Annotated in this window: 21 protein-coding genes; 9 read left to right on the top strand and 12 right to left on the bottom strand. The window is 31.3% G+C overall.

The genetic code is table 11. The features are described 5' to 3' along the window. Positions 1-18 precede the first annotated feature (18 nt). The 3 genes from QWY99_RS05395 to QWY99_RS05385 all read right to left on the bottom strand — a co-directional run bounded on the left by QWY99_RS05395 (position 19) and on the right by QWY99_RS05385 (position 1,568). Entirely contained in the window at positions 19-501 is a 483-nt protein-coding gene (locus QWY99_RS05395) for a hypothetical protein (RefSeq protein WP_290262454.1), read from the bottom strand. A gap of 68 nt (positions 502-569) precedes the next feature. Next, positions 570-1,091 carry a DUF4251 domain-containing protein gene (locus tag QWY99_RS05390; protein WP_290262453.1) on the bottom strand — a complete coding sequence of 174 codons (522 nt, stop codon included), beginning with the start codon at positions 1,089-1,091 and terminating at the stop codon, positions 570-572. Between the two features lie 36 nt (positions 1,092-1,127). After that, a complete protein-coding gene (locus QWY99_RS05385; protein ID WP_290262451.1) occupies positions 1,128-1,568 on the bottom strand; it encodes an META domain-containing protein in 441 nt (146 codons plus the stop codon). A gap of 217 nt (positions 1,569-1,785) precedes the next feature. On the opposite strand from QWY99_RS05385, the gene QWY99_RS05380 reads away from it, so the two are divergent. Beyond that, on the top strand, positions 1,786-2,313 hold the full coding sequence (locus tag QWY99_RS05380) for a superoxide dismutase family protein (protein ID WP_290262449.1): 528 nt from the start codon (positions 1,786-1,788) through the stop codon (positions 2,311-2,313). A 107-nt stretch (positions 2,314-2,420) separates the two neighbouring features. Next, entirely contained in the window at positions 2,421-3,626 is a 1,206-nt protein-coding gene (locus tag QWY99_RS05375; protein WP_290262425.1) for an LETM1-related biofilm-associated protein, read from the top strand. 44 nt (positions 3,627-3,670) lie between these two features. Here the strand turns inward: QWY99_RS05375 and can are convergent, their stop codons facing one another. From can to QWY99_RS05355, 4 genes are all read right to left on the bottom strand, one after another. Further along, positions 3,671-4,306, bottom strand: coding sequence for a carbonate dehydratase (gene can / locus QWY99_RS05370; protein WP_290262423.1), 636 nt, complete (start codon positions 4,304-4,306; stop codon positions 3,671-3,673). Positions 4,307-4,444: 138 nt separating this feature from the next. Then, positions 4,445-6,076, bottom strand: coding sequence for a SulP family inorganic anion transporter (locus QWY99_RS05365; protein WP_290262421.1), 1,632 nt, complete (start codon positions 6,074-6,076; stop codon positions 4,445-4,447). An 82-nt stretch (positions 6,077-6,158) separates the two neighbouring features. Further along, entirely contained in the window at positions 6,159-6,443 is a 285-nt protein-coding gene (locus QWY99_RS05360) for a hypothetical protein (RefSeq protein ID WP_290262419.1), read from the bottom strand. A gap of 135 nt (positions 6,444-6,578) precedes the next feature. Further along, on the bottom strand, positions 6,579-7,058 hold the full coding sequence (locus tag QWY99_RS05355) for a Dps family protein (RefSeq protein WP_290262417.1): 480 nt from the start codon (positions 7,056-7,058) through the stop codon (positions 6,579-6,581). Between the two features lie 111 nt (positions 7,059-7,169). Between QWY99_RS05355 and QWY99_RS05350 the strand changes: the two genes are divergently transcribed. Continuing rightward, on the top strand, positions 7,170-8,111 hold the full coding sequence (locus QWY99_RS05350; protein ID WP_290262414.1) for a LysR substrate-binding domain-containing protein: 942 nt from the start codon (positions 7,170-7,172) through the stop codon (positions 8,109-8,111). A gap of 36 nt (positions 8,112-8,147) precedes the next feature. Here QWY99_RS05350 and QWY99_RS05345 read toward each other — a convergent pair whose 3' ends face one another. Together QWY99_RS05345 and mnmC2 are read right to left on the bottom strand one after the other, a co-directional pair. Beyond that, on the bottom strand, positions 8,148-8,345 hold the full coding sequence (locus QWY99_RS05345) for a hypothetical protein (protein ID WP_290262412.1): 198 nt from the start codon (positions 8,343-8,345) through the stop codon (positions 8,148-8,150). Positions 8,346-8,511: 166 nt separating this feature from the next. Beyond that, positions 8,512-9,177, bottom strand: a complete 666-nt coding sequence (gene mnmC2, locus QWY99_RS05340; RefSeq protein ID WP_290262410.1) for a tRNA (5-methylaminomethyl-2-thiouridine)(34)-methyltransferase MnmC2 — start codon at positions 9,175-9,177, stop codon at positions 8,512-8,514. Positions 9,178-9,482: 305 nt separating this feature from the next. On the opposite strand from mnmC2, the gene QWY99_RS05335 reads away from it, so the two are divergent. Beyond that, positions 9,483-10,553 carry a branched-chain amino acid aminotransferase gene (locus QWY99_RS05335; protein ID WP_290262408.1) on the top strand — a complete coding sequence of 357 codons (1,071 nt, stop codon included), beginning with the start codon at positions 9,483-9,485 and terminating at the stop codon, positions 10,551-10,553. A gap of 94 nt (positions 10,554-10,647) precedes the next feature. Here the strand turns inward: QWY99_RS05335 and QWY99_RS05330 are convergent, their stop codons facing one another. Beyond that, positions 10,648-11,031, bottom strand: coding sequence for a pyrophosphohydrolase domain-containing protein (locus tag QWY99_RS05330; RefSeq protein ID WP_290262405.1), 384 nt, complete (start codon positions 11,029-11,031; stop codon positions 10,648-10,650). 329 nt (positions 11,032-11,360) lie between these two features. Then, positions 11,361-13,397 carry a dipeptidyl-peptidase 3 family protein gene (locus QWY99_RS05320; protein WP_379690427.1) on the bottom strand — a complete coding sequence of 679 codons (2,037 nt, stop codon included), beginning with the start codon at positions 13,395-13,397 and terminating at the stop codon, positions 11,361-11,363. A 276-nt stretch (positions 13,398-13,673) separates the two neighbouring features. Between QWY99_RS05320 and QWY99_RS05315 the strand changes: the two genes are divergently transcribed. The 4 genes from QWY99_RS05315 (at position 13,674) to QWY99_RS05300 (ending at position 16,332) form a co-directional block, all read left to right on the top strand. Next, positions 13,674-14,792, top strand: coding sequence for an SRPBCC family protein (locus tag QWY99_RS05315; RefSeq protein ID WP_290262401.1), 1,119 nt, complete (start codon positions 13,674-13,676; stop codon positions 14,790-14,792). Positions 14,793-14,857: 65 nt separating this feature from the next. Further along, entirely contained in the window at positions 14,858-15,400 is a 543-nt protein-coding gene (locus QWY99_RS05310; protein ID WP_290262398.1) for an RNA polymerase sigma factor, read from the top strand. A 33-nt stretch (positions 15,401-15,433) separates the two neighbouring features. Beyond that, positions 15,434-15,847: a hypothetical protein gene (locus QWY99_RS05305; protein ID WP_290262396.1), complete on the top strand. Its 414-nt coding sequence runs from the start codon at positions 15,434-15,436 to the stop codon at positions 15,845-15,847. 26 nt (positions 15,848-15,873) lie between these two features. Further along, complete coding sequence (locus tag QWY99_RS05300; RefSeq protein ID WP_290262394.1) at positions 15,874-16,332, top strand: sensor of ECF-type sigma factor; 459 nt, start codon at positions 15,874-15,876, stop codon at positions 16,330-16,332. 64 nt (positions 16,333-16,396) lie between these two features. Here QWY99_RS05300 and QWY99_RS05295 read toward each other — a convergent pair whose 3' ends face one another. After that, positions 16,397-17,452 (bottom strand): beta propeller repeat protein, encoded by a 1,056-nt coding sequence (locus tag QWY99_RS05295; RefSeq protein WP_290265338.1) that lies wholly within the window; start codon positions 17,450-17,452, stop codon positions 16,397-16,399. A gap of 117 nt (positions 17,453-17,569) precedes the next feature. Between QWY99_RS05295 and QWY99_RS05290 the strand changes: the two genes are divergently transcribed. Then, a complete protein-coding gene (locus QWY99_RS05290; protein ID WP_290262391.1) occupies positions 17,570-18,907 on the top strand; it encodes a hypothetical protein in 1,338 nt (445 codons plus the stop codon). The last annotated feature ends 105 nt before the right edge of the window (positions 18,908-19,012 follow it).

The following is a 19,012-nucleotide window of genomic DNA, read 5'->3' as shown; positions in this document are numbered from 1 at the left end:
AAATTAAAATTACCCTTTTTAATTCACTTTAGATCTTTCGATTTCCCCTATAAAAGGAATAGAATCCTGTATTTCACTACTAATTGCCGTTTGTAAATAAAACTCTAACTGTACAAATTTAGCAGCATTAATAGCTCCTATCGCCTTTTTTGCTTTGTTATACGTTTTACTATATAATTTTTCATAGCTAAGGTTGTTTTTCAATAAGCCTTTTGCTAATTCATCTGCTTTAGCATCTGTAAGAGTAGCATAATTAACAGCATAATCATCTACTAATTTTAATTTTGTGATTCCTAATGCTTTACGTTCAGCCTCGTAATTATCATATACTTTCTTAAAAGCTGTGCTCTGCTCATCTGACAAATTCATATACTGTTTTACCAATTCAGATTTTGATCTTCCATATATACTCTGGATAACATCTAAATCTTCTTTCTCCAAAGATTGAGCAAAAGAATTTGCAGATACTACAAGCAAAAATGCAATAAGGAACTTTTTCATAATTTTAGTTTTTAATTTATTATATAATTTTATTTTATAAGTATTAACTCAGCCCTAGGCAACTCCATTTATTTTTTATCAACATCTACTTTCAGAGCACTTATCTCTCCATAATAAGTAATAGCAGATAAATTGTTACTGTTTATTGAAAGCGTGGTACTTCCATTAAAAAAAATAGAGAATATCAAATTATAGACGTCCTTTTTCCCTTTAACAATAGCTCTAAGATTATAACTCTTTTTCTTTTTTTCGACTATTATATTTTCGGGTGCACCCTCAAATTTCATACCTCCTTCACCTCCATAAACGGCATTGTAACCGCGTCCAAAAAAGGGCAAATCACAAGTTACTTTTTCAGGAGTAAAATTTAAAAAATAAGTATTATAATCTAATGTGATAATCCTTCCCCCACGTGGAGTAAGCTTCTGAGCATCAAATACAAAATTTCTAGAATCAATTAGAGCTTCAATTTGTTTTTGCTGTTGCAATTCCCTTTCGGCCTTAAGCTCCTTAGCCGTTTTTTTTTGTGCAAAAACAGAGAAACTTAAAAGACATGACAGTACTAATAAAATAGATAATTTAGTTTTCATAATAGGAATATTAGTTACATTAATTTTAAACTAAAGCTATTTCTTTGTAAATCGCATCATGGCTATATCACCAGAAATAAAGTTCAATGTTTTTCCGTTATCTGTAATATCATAAGAAGTTATTTTTAACATAGTATCCATAAAAACTTGCTCCCCTTGATTATCCATACACATCATTTTAGTGGATGCTAATCCGTCTCTAAAATTAATCTTATGACCATCTACATTTAATTTCCCTGTAAAAGAGTTACAACTATTATTTCCAGAAACTCTATTCTCTTTAATATCGAAAGTTATCGTTGGTTTTTTATTAGGATACAAACCTTCAAAAGCAATTCTTGGACCTGTTATATAATTTAACTCCCAAGTTCCATTGAGTTCAGTTGTTGCTTTAGCAACTGTAGTTTTATTTTTTGTAGCATCACAAGAAAATAAAACCACTACTAATACAGCGAAGATTGCCATTTTTTTTATCATAATTTAAAGTATTAAGTTCTATAAATAACTGTTAAAAGTCTGTTTTTAAGCATTATTACAATTAAATCCACTTACGAATTTAAGCAATATTTCATCGTCACTTGTAATTTTATACTTATTTTTTAACTTTAGAACTTACGTTTTTTTTATCATTCTATTGATTTTGGTTTGATAATTTTAAACTAACTTTACTTTTGATTAAAAAAACACTTACACTATGAAAAAAATAATTCTATCTCTTGTAGTAATTGCTGCGGTTATTGCTGGATGTAAAACCAATAATAAGTCAGATGATTCTAAAAAATTAACTATCGCCCTAGAGCCAAAAAGTAATAGTTCGGTATCTGGTACGGCAACATTTGTAGAGAAAAAAGGAGAAGTAACATTTGTAGCAAAAATTAGTGGTTTACAGCCTGGAGTTCACGCAATACACATTCATGAAAAATCAGATTGTACTGCAGCCGATGGAAGTTCTGCTGGAGGACACTGGAATCCAACATTTAAAAAACATGGAAAATGGGGTGTTGGAGAACATCATAAAGGGGATATAGGGAACTTTACTGCTGACGAGAAAGGAAACGGAACTATTACATTAAAAACTGACGAATGGTGTATTGGTTGTGGTGATCCAGCTAAAGATATCTTAGGAAAAGGATTAATTGTACACCAAGATCCAGATGATTTTACTTCGCAACCAGCGGGGAATGCAGGAGCAAGAGTAGCTTGTTCAGCAATCATCAAATAAAACATATTAAAAAAACCATTTTATTAACAAAGTAAGATGGTTTTTTTATTTTTTATCAATACGCAACTCATAAAAAAGAGATAGCTTTGTAGCTTCAAATTAAAGCAATGATTAACCCTTCAGCAACAGGTTGGATAGATAAATTTTTTAGTAAACAAAAGTTTGCAGAACATATAGTTACAGAAACTAATGCCTCATTTTATCAAAAAGTTAGATCAACTGGTTTCATTTACGGTCATATAATTGCAATCGAAACCCCAGTCCCAATTAAAACAAAAGGTTGGTTTAAGACTGAAATTTCAAAAGTAGCCTTATTAAATACTTTATTTGGCATTTACTCTTTAACAAAAAACGACACTAATTCAGAACGTTTTATTACTGAGGCATTGACTTTTTATAATCAAATGAATCCTGAAGGTTTTAATCCCTTCAAAATACTACTCCCAAAAAGCAGTAATTCATTGACTTTGGAAAACATTATCAATGAACGTGTTCAGACTAACGACAGTATTATTAGCAAGAACTTTTCTCATTTAGTTACAAATGCATTACTATTCATAGATGTTTTGGCTTTTCGCCAGTATTTAATTCACGGAGCAATCCCTGAAAAATACCTCAAGAAGATTGAAGAAACCGTTATGAGTATTGTCGCCTTAGCTTTAAAAACTAAAACAAATAAATCACAGTACGATGATTTATTAATTAAACTTTTTGAAGCTTCAATTCGCTATAGCAAATTTTCTAAAGTTACTGTTGAAACTTTAGAAACATTACAATTACACCATTTTACAAACGAATTAGAGAAATACTACTTAATTGATATGGCTGGAATGGCTTTATGGAGTGATGGTGTTATAGAAAATGAAGAAGCTTATTTTTTACATACCCTATCAGGTATTTTAGAGGTATCCGATGATTTTGTGTCAGAAAGTATCAAAAGTACAAACGAATTTATCACTGAACATAAAAAGGAAATACCGTATTTTAATTACTCTAATCCAGTTAAGCATTTTTATGACCAAATGACAATGGGAGTTATAACGCTTATAAAACGTAATAAAAACCGACTCATTAAGGAAATCATCCAAAGTAAAGAATTGATGATTCTACTTGCTAATTCGACACTTAGAGATCTGGATGCAAGCGAGAAAAAGAAAGTAAAAAAACAATTATTAGATATTTGTAAAACGATTCCATCATTAACAATATTCTTACTCCCAGGTGGAAGTTTATTATTACCTATATTAATCAAGTTCATTCCCACCTTACTGCCATCAGCATTTAATGAGAACTTAAATGATGAAAACGAATAGAAACAAAAAAATCGCCTTTAAAGGCGATTTTTTTTATTTACTTATTACAATTTCAATTGGTAAACTTCATCAAGCTCATCATTCGAACTAATAGTTACATTTAAATCGGTTACAAATCCTGAATTTAAACCATAAACCCAACCATGTAACATTAAATCTTGACCATTTTTCCAAGCCCCTTGTACAATTGAAGTTTTTGCTAGGTTGTAAACTTGTTCTTTAGCATTTACTTCTACAAAAGCATTAAAACGCTCCGTTTCATCTTCGATAGAATTTAAGTACTTATCATGTAAACGATATTCGTCTTTAATGTGACGGATCCAGTTATCTATAATCCCAACTGATTGATTACCCATAGCAGTTTTTACACCACCACAACCGTAATGTCCACAAACAATAACGTGCTTAACTTTTAAAACATTTACAGCATAATCTAAAACACTTAACATGTTCATATCAGAGTGAACAACCATGTTTGCAATATTTCTATGTACAAAAACCTCACCTGGTTTTGCTCCAATAATTTCGTTTGCAGGAACACGGCTATCAGAACAACCAATCCACAATAAAGGTGGTGTTTGTCCTTTTGCTAAATCTGCAAAATAATTAGGATCTATTGCTAATGATTTCTCAACCCACTTTTTATTATTGTCTAATATTTGTTTATAAAACTCTTTCATTTTGTTTATTTTTTTTAACTATTAATTTCTTGTGTTTAGAGGATTTTAATAAAGTCATATGTAAAGTTACTTATTTTAAATCCTCCACTAACACAACACTACAGCATTATTTAATTAATTATTCTAAAAATTTTTCTTTTATACTTTTTTAACCATTGCTCTTTTTGCAACATCATAATAATGTTCTATAGATACATGGTTCGGTAAATCAGGAGTGTTTTCTAACTCGTACGCTTTTTTAAACCCTTTCAGTTTTACCTTAATATTCTGATCTACAGCTCTTGTTTCTTTAAACTCTTTTATTAAGTCCAGGATATCATGAGCAATATAAACCGTATCTTGCGCATTGATAATAACTTTTGAATTTTCTGGAATTGAATTTAGTGTAAGTTTAATTGCAGCTTTATTCAAGAAAGAAACTTCTTGAGCAAGGTCAATATGAATTACATCTCCATCAGCATATTCTTCCTTTTTAAAACTGTAAGCTCTTTTTAAGTTACCTCTTAAGACGAAAATAACGCTAATTACAATTCCTAAAGCAACACCTTTAAGTAAATCTGTTGCTACAACAAATACTAAAGTTGCAACGAAAGGGATGAATTGGTATTTCCCTTTTTCCCAGAAATGTACAAATGTTGCAGGTTTAGCCAATTTATAACCTACTAATATCAATATAGTAGCTAAAGTAGCTAATGGAATTTTATTTAAAATTGCTGGAATAGCCAATACACTTATCAATAATAAAACACCATGGATAATTGCAGACATTTTTGATTTGGCTCCAGCATTATTATTTGCCGAAGAACGTACAACAACTGATGTCATTGGTAAACCTCCTAATAAAGAACTTACCATGTTTCCAATACCTTGGGCTTTAAGCTCCACATTTGTATTTGTGTAACGCTTTTGAGCATCCATTCTATCAGATGCTTCGATACATAATAATGTTTCGATAGAAGCTACGATTGCAATTGTGATAGCAACAACCCAAACTTGTGGATTTGTAACCCCAGCAAAATTTGGAGTTATGATAATTGATCTAAATTCATCAAATGTATGTGGAATTGGTAGCGAAACTAAATGATCTTTACCAATAGCCAAAGGGCTTCCTGTTGAAATAAAAATTTGATTTATAATTATACCTAAGATAACTGCAACAAGTGCACCAGGGATTAATTTAAGTTTGCGTAAAAAAGGAACTTTATCCCATGCAATTAATATTACAAATGAGATCAATGTAATAATTACAGCTCCCATGTGAATATGATTGAAAATCTCAAATAAAGAAGAGATTGAGTTATTCCCATCACTTTGAACAAACGCTTGATCTCCTTCAAAATCAGCATCATACCCAAATGCATGTGGCAATTGTTTTAGGATAATAATAACCCCGATACCCGCCAACATTCCTTCGATTACGTTGGTTGGAAAATAATTAGATATACTCCCCGCTTTTAAGAAACCTAATCCTAACTGAATTAGACCTGCAATAAAAACAGCTGTTAAAAACACATCAAAAGCTCCTAAGTCGGTAATTGCCGTAAGAATGATTGCTGTTAAACCAGCAGCGGGACCAGATACACTAATATGTGATTGACTCAAATAACCTACAACTATACCTCCAATAATTCCTGAAATAATTCCTGAAAATAAGGGAGCTCCAGAGGCCATTGCGATACCTAAACACAACGGTAGAGCCACTAAAAACACCACTAAACCTGACGCAAAATCAGACTTAAGGTTAGCAAAAAGATTTACTTTTCTTTTCATAATACAATAGTAAAAATGTTCATAAAATACCTACTGTACTACTAGAACACAGTAAATGTTTAAAAAAATATAACCGGATGTATTATGCTAAATTAGGTGGAGGCGCAAAAATGGATGCAGAAATCTTATCATGCTTAGATAATTTTTCTGACAATATAAGATTTGTTTTGTCAAACATAGGTAAATTGAACTCTCCATGAAATGATGGATGATACACATAAACTTTGACTTCTTTATGTGAATGTTCTTCTTCTGAAACATTAAAAAAAGCAGACACATCACATGTCTTCTCTATCATCGTCACAATCGGTGGCGTCGATAAAAAAGCAATAAAGATGATTAATAATGTGTATGCAAGTTTTTTCATTAGTGCAAAAGTAGAGCTAAACTGATAAAATCAAAACACTAAGTAGAAAATTTTAAACAAATTTAACATTAACAAAAAAACCAGAACAGCTTAGTAATGCTGTTCTGGTTTTATAATTATTTATTTTTCAGGATTTTACAAATCCTCTTCTAACCATGCTTTCATCATCCAAATCGTTTTTTCTTGCTCAGAGATAAAATCACTCATCATCGAATTGGTTCCTTCATCATTAATTTCATCAGATTTAACTAAAATATCTCTTTCAATCTTTAGCAAATCTGTTAATGAATCGACTATTAAATGAATCGCTTTTTCGTCATTAGAGATGTTTTTACCAACTACTATTTTATTATTTTTAATATAATCCTCAAATGTATGTAATGGTGTTCCTCCTAATGTAAGAACTCTTTCAGCAATTAAGTCAATTTTTAATTGAGCATCTGTATATAATTCTTCAAACTTTACATGTAAATCAAAAAAACGTTTTCCGCGAATATTCCAGTGAATTCCTCGCAAGTTTTGATAATAAACTTGAAAATTTGATAGTAAGACGTTTAATTCTTTAACAATTAATTCTGACTCTTTTACTGGCAATCCTAAAATGTTAGTTTTCATAGTATATTAATTTTATATTTCTGTTTATTGTAAATTTAAGATAACTTTTCCTAAAATGCCATAAAAAAAAATTATATTTTCTTATTTTTGCATCAGAAAATACTATTAAAAATGACTATAACTCAACTACAATATGTTTTAGCCGTTGCTGAACACAAAAACTTTACGCTCGCTGCCGAAAAATGCTTCGTTACTCAACCTACACTTAGTATGCAAATACAAAAAATAGAAGAAGAACTTAGCATCTTAATATTTGACAGAAGCAAAAAACCAATTCAACTTACAGAAATTGGGCAAAAAATCGTTAATCAAGCTAAAAACATTGTTAATGAAGCTGATCGAATAAAAGATATAGTCGAACAACAAAAAGGCTTTATTGGAGGCGAATTCAAATTAGGAATTATCCCAACTGTTATGCCAACGCTTTTACCGATGTTCTTAAATAATTTTATCAAGAAATATCCAAAAGTTAAATTATTAATCGAAGAGCTTAATACAGATGAAATTATAACCAAATTAAAAAATGGACATCTTGATGCTGCAATTGCAGTAACTCCATTAGAAGATGAAAAAATAAAAGAGATCGTTCTTTATTTTGAACCTTTTGTTGCTTACATCCCAGAACAACATTCTATTTTTGAAAAAGAAGAAATCGAAGTATCTGATTTAAACATCAACGAAATATTACTTTTACAAGACGGACATTGTTTTAGAGATGGAATTTTAAATCTTTGCAAAAATGGTACAGATGTAGAGCAAAATGCTTTTCAAATTCAAAGTGGTAGTTTTGAAACTCTAATAAAATTGGCAGACGAAGGATTAGGCACAACATTGCTACCTTATTTACATACTTTAGATTTAAAAGAAACAGACAAATCAAAGCTACGTCACTTTAAGGAACCTAAACCAGCCAGAGAGGTGAGTTTAATATATCCAAAAAGCGAATTAAAAATTCAGATTATAGATGCCTTACGAAACACTATCGCAGGCGTTGTAAAAGGAGCTATTGTTTTTCAAAATGTTCAGATAATAAGCCCTATCCAAAAGAAATAAAAAAAGGAACCTAATTAGGTTCCTTTTTTTGTTTATCTATACTTTAACGATCAGTAGACATTCTTTTAATTCGGGCTTTCCGATTGTAAAATTTAATAACCACTCTTCCAGTTGTTCCATTTCGTATGGTAATAGTGTTTTGATAGCTTTCTCTAATTCTTTTAAGAAAAGTACCGGGTTGAAACTTACTCTTTCGAGTATTGATTTCGTGTAATCAAACATTATTTTTGACATAATAAATTAAGATTATGGGGTTATCTTTTATTTTATAACTCGAAGTAAAAATAAACATTTTCCAGCCAAGTATTCTCGTTTTAACTTATTTTTTTGATTTATTATTCACGAATACGTTTGCAAAAATGAGAATATATCAATTTAAAACAAATCTAAATAGCATGATTTACACCACTTTACGAGCTCTAAACATCTCTCTTTTACCAGGAGGCCCTGCTAATTTCTCAACCGTAAATCCTACCTCGATCATGCTTCTTTTAACAACACCTCGGGCTGCATAAGTCACAAGAACTCCATTTGGTTTTAAAGCAGTATACATCCTTCTAAATATATCGGTACTCCAAAGTTCGGGTTGAACAGGGTAACCAAAGGCATCAAAATAAATTAAATCAAAGACAGCAACATCATCAATTTCCTGAAAAAACTGTTTTCTTTTTGTTAAAGTAAACAAATCAGTAAGTGCGATAGTTTCGTCCCAATTCGTTTCATGCATGTTTTTAAATACATCATTGTATTCATCAGCTCCTAATTGGGCAACATAGTTCATCATAAGCACTTCGTTAGCTGCAACTGGGTACGCTTCTACTCCAACATAATTAATAGGTTGCTTTTTCTTGTTTGCTTCTAAAAAGGTAATAAAAGCGTTCAATCCAGTTCCGAAACCAATCTCTAATATCGAAATTGGACTGCTATCAAATAAAGAAAAACCGTTTTGTATAAAGACATGTTTTGCTTCTTGAATTGCTCCATGTTTAGAATGATAACATTCATCCCACTCTTCCAAATGAATTGTCGTTGAGCCATCTAGAGTTTGAATTATTTCTCTTTTCACTATTTATAAATCAGTTTATTAGGTGTTTTTGTCTTATTTAGAAGTCAAATTTAATCAAAACAAATGCGTAAAGCCTTAAAAAACTGTTGTTTTTTCATAAATTTCATATAAAATCAAGTGGTTTTTTTAACTTTTTTAGAAAATAAATAAATCACAATCAAATGCCATAATTAATAACATTTTAGCAGTCAATTTATATATATATTACTTATTTTTGCAATTAATAAAATTTATTTCACATCTTTTCAATGTTTACGATAATAATCTTAAGCAATGAGTAAAGTTCATAAAAACCACACTTTATCATGAGTACAACTCAAACAAACAAAATTGAAATAGTTAAAGCAACTTCATCTAAAATAAATGATGTAGACTTTGAAAACTTAAGCTTTGGTGCTGTATTTACAGACCATTTATTTGAATGTGATTTTAAAAATGGAGAATGGCAAACACCGGTCATTAAGCCTTACGCTCCTATTTTAATGGATCCTTCTTCAAAAGTCTTCCATTACGGACAAGCAATTTTTGAAGGAATGAAAGCTTACAAAGATGATAAAGATGCTATTTGGCTTTTTAGACCTGAGGAAAACCACAAGCGTTTTAATGCTTCTGCAGTTAGAATGGCAATGCCAGAAATTCCTGAGTCTATTTTTTTAGATGGATTAAATGAGTTATTAAAATTAGACGCTGAATGGGTTAAAAGAGGAAACGGAAGCAGTATGTATATCCGTCCGTTTATGATTGCAACTGGCGCTGGAGTTGTTGCAAACCCATCTGATGAATATAAATTTATGATTTTACTTTCACCTGCAAAATCATACTATGCTGGAGAAGTAAAGGTTATTATTGCTGAGCACTACAGTAGAGCTGCAAATGGTGGTATCGGAGCTGCAAAAGCTGCTGGTAACTACGGAGCACAGTTTTACCCAACAAATTTGGCTAACAAAGACGGATTCCAACAAGTAATCTGGACTGATGATGCAACACATACTAAATTGGAAGAAGCGGGTACAATGAATGTATTCTTCAGAATCAACGATACTTTATTAACTGCTCCAACAAGCGAAAGAATTCTAGACGGAATTACTCGTAAAAGTTTACTTGCAATTGCAGAAAAAGAAGGATTAAAAACAGAAGTTCGTTCTGTATTAGCTTCAGAATTAGTTGAAGCTGCAAAAGACGGATCACTAAAAGAAATTTTTGGTGCGGGTACTGCTGCAGTAGTAAGCGTTATTAAAGGATTCTCATATAAAGATGAATATTATGAGTTGCCTAAAACAGCTGATTCTTATGCTTCTCTTTTAAAAGAAAAATTAACAGGAATACAAAACAAACTGGCAGAAGACACTTTCAACTGGACTGTACAAGTAAAATAATTCGTTATTCTATATAATAAGTAAAGGCGATTTTCATTTAGAAAATCGCCTTTTTTATATCTATTAATTATTCAATCGCCACTAAGACTGAATACTATTTCAAAATCTTAGAGAAATCAGGTTTAAAATAATTTGGCCCCTTCATCACTTTACCATCTTCACGATAAATAGGTTGTCCATCCTCGCCTAACTTACTCATATTACTTTGTTGGATTTCATCAAAAACTGCTTCAATTTTTCCTTGTAAACCATGTTCAATGATTGTTCCGCATAAAATATACATCATATCTCCAAGAGCGTCAGCAATTTCAATTAGATCATTATTTTTAACAGCTTCAAGATATTCTTCATTTTCTTCTTTCATCAAATTGTAACGAAGTATCTTTTTTGTTTCTCCCAAATCGGCAATTGGAGACTCGCTATGCCCTATTTTAAAAGCAGTATGAAATTCCTTCACTGCATCAATTTGTTTTTGCATAATTATATTTAATTAAATGATATACTAAATTAACAACTATTGTTAAACTATTACCTAAATTTGCCACAAAAAATTTGAACTTATGTTTAGTCAAGGACAATTAATATTTGCATTGTGTTTTTTTATCGCTTTTGTTATCGTAATGATATTTGCTTACAGAAAAGATGTAGGTCTTCACAAAATATTCTATAAAGGAAATTATAAAGTTTTGCTCGTTTTTATAGCATTTATCATTATTCTATTTCTGATAAAAATATACTTCAAACGATAAATCATATCTCATAAAAAATGCCCGCTTAGCGGGCATTTTTATTTCCTAGATCTACTTATTAGTTTTCTAAAGGCAAGAAACCAAAGTTTTTAGAATAGTTCAACATTTGTTCCGCAAATGTTTTAGGTTGTTTTACTTCTATAGAAATAATCTTTCCTTTTGCATTTAACTTAGGCTCCAAAACAGGATTAACAAATCCGCTGTATGGTGCAGATGGAAATTGCTTGTTACGCTCTAAAACCTCGGCATGTATTTTTTGGTCTACTTTTACACCATAATTTTCAACTAAAGCTTTTCCAGCATTATAATCTCCTTCTGATTTTATACGTTGTACTTCACGTAATAACTGTCCGAATAAATCATGTAATTTATCGTAATCAGTAATATTAAAATACGTTTTACCGTTACGAGTAATTTTTTCGATTACGTTATCTTTCTTTCCTTTTTCAAAAACCCAAGCACTTACCCACTGACGGTTTCTCATGTGCGCTTCTTCGATGTTGGCTCCTAAATCTAAACGAACCAGTTGTGTCATTAATCCGTTACGGATATAACTATCATACGATTCCATTCCAACTTTTTTCCAATCATCAACTAATCCGATTTCTTGTAATTTTGGATTGTATAAATAATACAAACCAACTAAATCAGCTCTACCCTCTTCTAGAGTCGAAGCATAACTTTTCAAGGTTTCTTTTGGAGTTCCAACACCTTCATTTATTTGACCTGAAGCATGACCTACAACTTCATGCAATGCAGTATGTAATTTATCTCCTAGTTCTCCGTATTTTTTTGCCAATTCGATTTCTTCTTCATCATTAGCAAATTCTTGTAATTTACCACTTCCGCCTGACTGAGAGTAAGCATCGATGATGTTACCTAATGAAACCGATTTTGAACCATGTTCTGCACGAATCCAATCAGCATTAGGAAGATTCACACCAATTGGCGTACTTGGTGAAGCATCACCAGATTCTCCTGCTACGATTACCGTTTTATAGGAAACCCCAACAACATTTTTCTTTTTATGATCTGCCATTAATGGAGAATTATCTTCGAACCATTGCGCGTTTTTTGATATTACTTGCATTTTAGCCGACATATCAAAATCTTTAATCTGCACTACTCCTTCATAAGAACCTCTATATCCCAATGGATCATTGTACACTTCAATAAAACCACTTATGTAATCAATATTTCCTTCTGTAGCGTGCAACCAAGCGATATTATAATCATCCCAAGTTTTTAAGCTTCCAGTTCTGTAATACTCGATTAACAAACCTATAGCATCTCCTTGTTTTTTATTTTCAGCTACTGTTTTAGCTTTTTCTAACCAAAAGATAATTTTATCAATTGCAGCTCCATACATCCCACCGCTTTTCCAAACTTTTTCTTCTAATTGTCCTTTTGAATTTTTAATCAATTTAGAGTTCAATCCGTAAGAAACAGGTTTCTTAGGATCTGGGCTTGTTTGTTTTTTATAAAAATCTTCTGCTTCTTCTAATGTAATTCCTTTTTCGTAAAAATTAATTGCAGAACCTGCTAATAATCCTTTTGACTCATCAAGGTTTACTTTTTTACTATCTACATCATTAAACAAAATTGCTGTAACATCTGCTGCTAATTTAGTTTTAGTAGCTTTTAATAAACCTTCAAAGTATTCTTTAGAAAACTCTGGTTTAATTTTCTCGTTAGAATAATGATGATGAATACCATTAGAAAACCAAACACGTTTAAGGTATATTTCAAAATTATTCCAATCAGAACTTTTTTTATCACCTTTATAACTTACATAAATTTTTTCAAGTGCTTTTCTTATTTTCAGATTGTTCTTGTAGTTCTGATCCCACATTATATCACGTCCTGCAGTTCCTGCTTGCGTAAGATAATATACTAACTCCTGTTCTTTGAGCGTTAAATTCTCCCAACCTGGTATTTGATAACGTAATACTTTAATGTCGGCAAATTGCTCTACTGTAAAATCAAAAGGCTTATCATTGTTTGTTTTCAGTGTTGATGTACTAGCAACCTGTGCGTTACACATAACTGAAACTCCAACAGTCAAAAAAATCCCTGCAGTTTTAAGTAATTTCATTATTAATGATATTTAGTTTATAAATTTTTTATTATCCATCAAAGATACATTTTCTTTAAAAAAAATATAAAAATCAACGTTAATATTCCCCTCATGCTATTTTTAAAAGCCATTTTTATTTAAATTAGTCAACAATTTTTCCTTCAAATCTTTTTTTTATAAAACTATTCGGAAACTGTGAAGATTAACAAAAAAGACCTAGTTTTGACTTTTTATAATTTCCTTTAGGGTATTTATAAAATTTATAACTTTATACCAGAAAATAACCAAGATACTATGAGAATTTTAAAATATATATTTCTTTTATTACTATTAAGTTTAGTCTCATTAACTGTATTTGTAGCTACTCAAAAAGGCGATTTCACTGTTGAGAGAAGTAAGGTTATTAAAACACAACGCACTCCGTTATTTAATTTTGTAAATGATTATAGAAACTGGGAAGAATTTAGCTCTTGGATTGTTGAAGATCCAACAACAAAAACGACATACCCACAAAACACTTCTGGATTAAACGCTTCATTTTCATGGACAGGAAACGACGGCAGTGGAGACATTAAAACAACAGCAGTTACTGATACTCAAAACATTTCTCAAAAAATGAATTTCGATGGAAGTTTAGCTGACGTTTCATGGGTATTTAAAGATACACTTGGCGGTACAAAAGTTACATGGAAATCTAAAGGAACGATGAGTTTCCTTTTCAAAATATATGCTGCACTACATGGTGGAGCCGATAAAGTTATTGGTACTATGTATGAAAAAAGTTTAGCCAACTTAGACAAAATATTAGTTTACGAGACCAATACCTTTGATATTAAAGTTGATGGAGTTGTAAAAAAACCTGAACTTTTCTATATCAGTAAATCATTTACGAGCGAAATTGCTAAAATCACTAAAAACGTTAGAGTTGTTGCTCCTCAATTAGTTTCTTTTTGCGAAGCTAATGGTATTGAAATCAACGGAAAACCTTTTGTATTATATCACACGTATGATACAACAAATGGATTGGCTAAAATTTCTATTTGTTTGCCTATTAAGAAAGAAATTTTTACAAGCGCTGGAAGTGATATTTCAACAGGTAAATTAGAGCCGTTCGAAGCTGTAAAAACAACTTTAAAAGGAGACTACTCGCACACCAAAAAAGCTATAGAAAAAGCAACTGCCTACATAAATAACCAAAAATTATCTCCAGATTTTAATTGGTCACATCTTGAAGTTTATTCGGTAAGTAAATTTGAAATTGCAAACCCTTCTAAATGGGTTACTGAGATTTATTACCCAGTAAAAGCTAAGATAGTTCCTGTTGCTACTCCAGTAGTTCATACTCCAAGAACAGAAGTTGCTCCAACTCACACTCCTCCTGCTGCAAAAAAGGAAGAGGAATCTGAATTTTAAAAAACCGAAACGGAGAATTTAAACCTTTTCGAATAATTCTATTCTAACTTATATAATTTATAAAGTTGACAGACGAAAAGGCATTTATACAAGAGTTATTGAATTTGAAGACGCAAAACATAGCGTTTCAAAAGCTTGTATCTAATTACCAAAAGCCATTATACAGTCATGTCCGAAATATTGTTTTGGATCATGATGACGCGAACGATGTTTTACAAAATACGTTTGTGAAGGTATTTCGTCATCTGAATAATTTTAAAGGAGATAGCAAACTATTTTCATGGATATATCGCATTGCTACTAATGAAGCTTTGACTTTTTTAAGTCAAAAAGCCAAGTTAAGTGGCATAACCTCTGAAGAACTACAAAACAAAACAATTGACAACCTTCAAGCTGATACTTATTTTGACGGAAATGAGATTCAAATAAAACTACAGAAAGCAATCGTTTTACTTCCTGAGAAGCAACAATTAGTTTTTAAAATGAAATATTTTGAAGAATTAAAATATGAGGAAATAGCCGAAATACTAGGCACTTCCGTTGGAGCATTAAAAGCATCTTATCATCATGCAGTAAAAAAAATAGAAGCTTATATCATATCCAATTAAACCTTTTACAAGTAATACAGTCTTACCTATATCATGAAAGAATTTAAATTAGAAAACGAGCCTAAAATAGAAACTGGATTTAAAACTCCAGAGCATTATTTTGAAAATTTCTCTCTAAATTTAATGGAGAGATTACTTCAAAATGAACCTAAAACAATTTCGCTATTTGCTAAGAATAAAAAAGCATTTATTGCAATTGCCGCAGTTCTTGTTATTGCTTTAACTGTTCCTGCCGTGTATAAATATGCAACAAAATCTAAAGAACTTGACGAAGCGACTTTAGAAACTTATTTATCCTATCAATCTAATCTAAATCAATATGATTTAATTCATGAGCTAGACACCAACGACATTAAAAATTTAGATCAAAATATTGCATTAGGTGACGATACATTAGAAGATATTCTGGCATCTAATCCTAATCTTGAACATCTAATTTTAGAATAAAAATACAATTATCAAACATGACACAGATGAAAATAAAAAAAATACTTTTACTGTTTATATTCTTAATGACGCTTCCTTTTTATGCTCAGAATGAGAAAATGGACGATAAGAAAGAAAAGATAAAAGCGTATAAGGTTTCTTTCCTTACAACCGAATTAGACTTGACTTCGGCTGAATCAGAAAAATTTTGGCCAATATACAATGCATATGATGACAAGCAATATGAGTTGAGACATCAAAAAATGAAAGCATATACAAGAAAGCTAACTGATGAGACTTTAAAAAACATGACCGAAAAGGAAGCAGCGGCACTTCTTTCACAAATCGAAAATACCGATGAAGAGCTATACCTTTTACGTAAAAAATATGCAAGCAACTTGAAGAGAATACTTCCTGCGAAAAAAATCATAATCCTTCGAAAATCAGAAGATGACTTTAATCGCAAACTATTACATCAATATCGAGACAAAGCAGGTAAAAATTAAATCCTCCTTAAAAAGAACAACAGCCGAGAACCCCTTATAATAATTACTTTATTATTTGGGGTTTTCATTTTTTAAAGCTGATTTTCACCATCTTATTATATCCCGCTGCGATCGCAGTATTTGAATCTATAAAACGTATTGTGAATAAACTTGGATCTGTAGACAATTGCTTCCATGTATTCCCTCCATCTGCAGAGTAATGCAAACCTAAAGCTCCAATTACAACAAGTTCTTTTCCTTTACTTTTTGGTACATACTGCACGCAAGAAGCATATCCAAAACCTGTATTCTGAGCAATTAACTCCCATGTTTTCCCTCCATCTTTAGTAATTGCTTTATTATCAAAATTTTGCTCTGGAATTTCATAATCACCCCCAGCAATAAATCCGTTTTTTGAATCATAAAAATCGGCTGTAAAAATCCCAGTCATTGTTTTTCCTTGTACAATAGGAGTTTCTGCTACTTTCCAGGTTCTCCCTTTGTCGCTTGAATAAAAAACTCTTGCTTTTTTTCCTCCAGATACCAACCAAGTATATTTCCCATTTATAATAACATTCGTATTACTTGCTGCAAATGCACCTTCTCCTTTGGCCGTAGTAGGCAATTGGTCTGCTAATAATTTTGTCCATGTATTACCTCCGTCACGCGTTATTAATATCGAAAAACTGTCTTCGGTAGGATCTCCTACTGCTATTCCTTCTTTATCATTCCAAAATTGCATACTATCGTAGAACACTTTATCATTAACTTCTTTATAAACCAATTTAGTTATTTTGGTTTTTTTAGACACTTGATAAAGCAATGCAGGATTTGCTATACTTAGTACAAAAATATTTTTTGAAGTTTGCGCTATACTTCTAAACTCTAGTTTTAAAGTATCTCTATAAATACGCTCTACATATTTTTCTTTATCCTTTAAATCATAATATCCAAATCGTGAATCATCAGCTCCAAACCAAACTTTATTTTTATCGATTGCGATCGCTCTAATACTTATTTTATCTTTAAATAACGTATCGATAACTACCGACCTAAACCCTTTATCAACTCCTTTATAATCAACTGTCTGACAATGCATAACCAAACTATAAAAGCTTAAAAAGAGAGCCAATTTCTTCATCATATTTTTAAATATTTTATGCTAAAATACAATTATTTCTATGAAATCAAAATGCTTACTATTTTTTATGGCACAGTAATTGGATAATTCGAAATAACAAACATAATACGATACGTCATGAAAACTAAATTACTTTTAATAGGCCTACTAACTTTAGGGTTTGCTACAATGCAAGCTCAAGCTGGAGCTACTGTATATGCTAAAAATTCTGATATTAGTGATAATTTAGATTTAAGAGCTGTAGCTTCTATTTTTGGCGAATCTTCTAACCTTCAAGATTTTGAAAGAAGATTAAACGAGCCAAAATATCAAATATCTAACCTTGACTTAAACAATGATAACCAAGTCGATTATTTACGTGTTATCGAGAAAGTTGAAAACAGAACCCACGTTGTAATAATTCAAGCTGTTCTTGACCAAGATATCTATCAAGATATAGCAACAATTGATTTAGAGAGAGACTCTTTTAACAAAGTCCACATTCAGGTTGTTGGAAACGACTTTATTTATGGTAACAATTACATCTATGAGCCTGTTTACACTGTTACTCCTGTAATTTACACCTCGTTTTGGGTAACTAATTACCGTCCTTATTATTCAAGCTGGAGATGGAATTACTATCCAACTTATTACACTGCATGGAGACCTTACCCAATATACAGATACAGAAGCAATATTAATATTTGTATTAACGTAAACAACCATTACAACTATGTAAACCATAGAAGAAGTAGCGCTGCAGTTGTGATATACAATTCAAATCGTTCTTATGGATATGAAAGACGCAATCCTAACTACGGATTCAGTCAACGTAATAACAATGTAAACAACAGATATGAATTAGATCAAAGACGTATTGCCAATAGAGAAACAAACTCTAGAAACAATTCTTACACTAACACGAGAACTTATGATAGATCTGCGTCAACAAATAGAGATTACTCTCAAAACAGAACAAATTCTTCAAGAGATAACAACACTACAGTAAGACCAACTACTCGTGATTATTCTCAAAACAGAACAAATTCTGCAGGTACAACTACTCAAAGAACTGAGGGGACAAGGGATTACAGCAACCGTGCTACTACTCAAAGAACGGAGTCTACAAGAGATTATAATCAAAACAGGTCAAATTCGGGTGTAGTAAATACTCCATCACAAAGAACGGAGACAACAAGAGATTACACTCAAAATAGACCTAGCTCAACTGTAACTGCACCAACGCAAAGAACTGAATCTTCGAGAGATTATAGCCAAAATAGAGGAAGCGCTTCAAGAGATTACTCGTCACAGAGAACAGAAAGCGCAAGAGGTAACTCTGAAAACAGAACTAGTTCAGCTAGACAATACAGTCCTCAAAGTTCTGACAATCAAAGATCAAACTCAACTTCTAGAGGTGATTCAAATTCTAGAGAGAATAGCTCTTCTGAAAGAAGTGGTAATCGAAGAGGCTAATTTTATTATAGTTCGCTCATTAAAATAAAAACACGATGCTAGCATCGTGTTTTTTTTATCTTTATTATTCATAATTTGGTGTTAATTTGTTTTAAAACAGTAAAT

The sequence above is a fragment of the Flavobacterium branchiarum genome (assembly GCF_030409845.1).
GTDB lineage: Bacteria > Bacteroidota > Bacteroidia > Flavobacteriales > Flavobacteriaceae > Flavobacterium > Flavobacterium branchiarum.
This window is presented reverse-complemented; position numbering and strand designations above follow the sequence as displayed.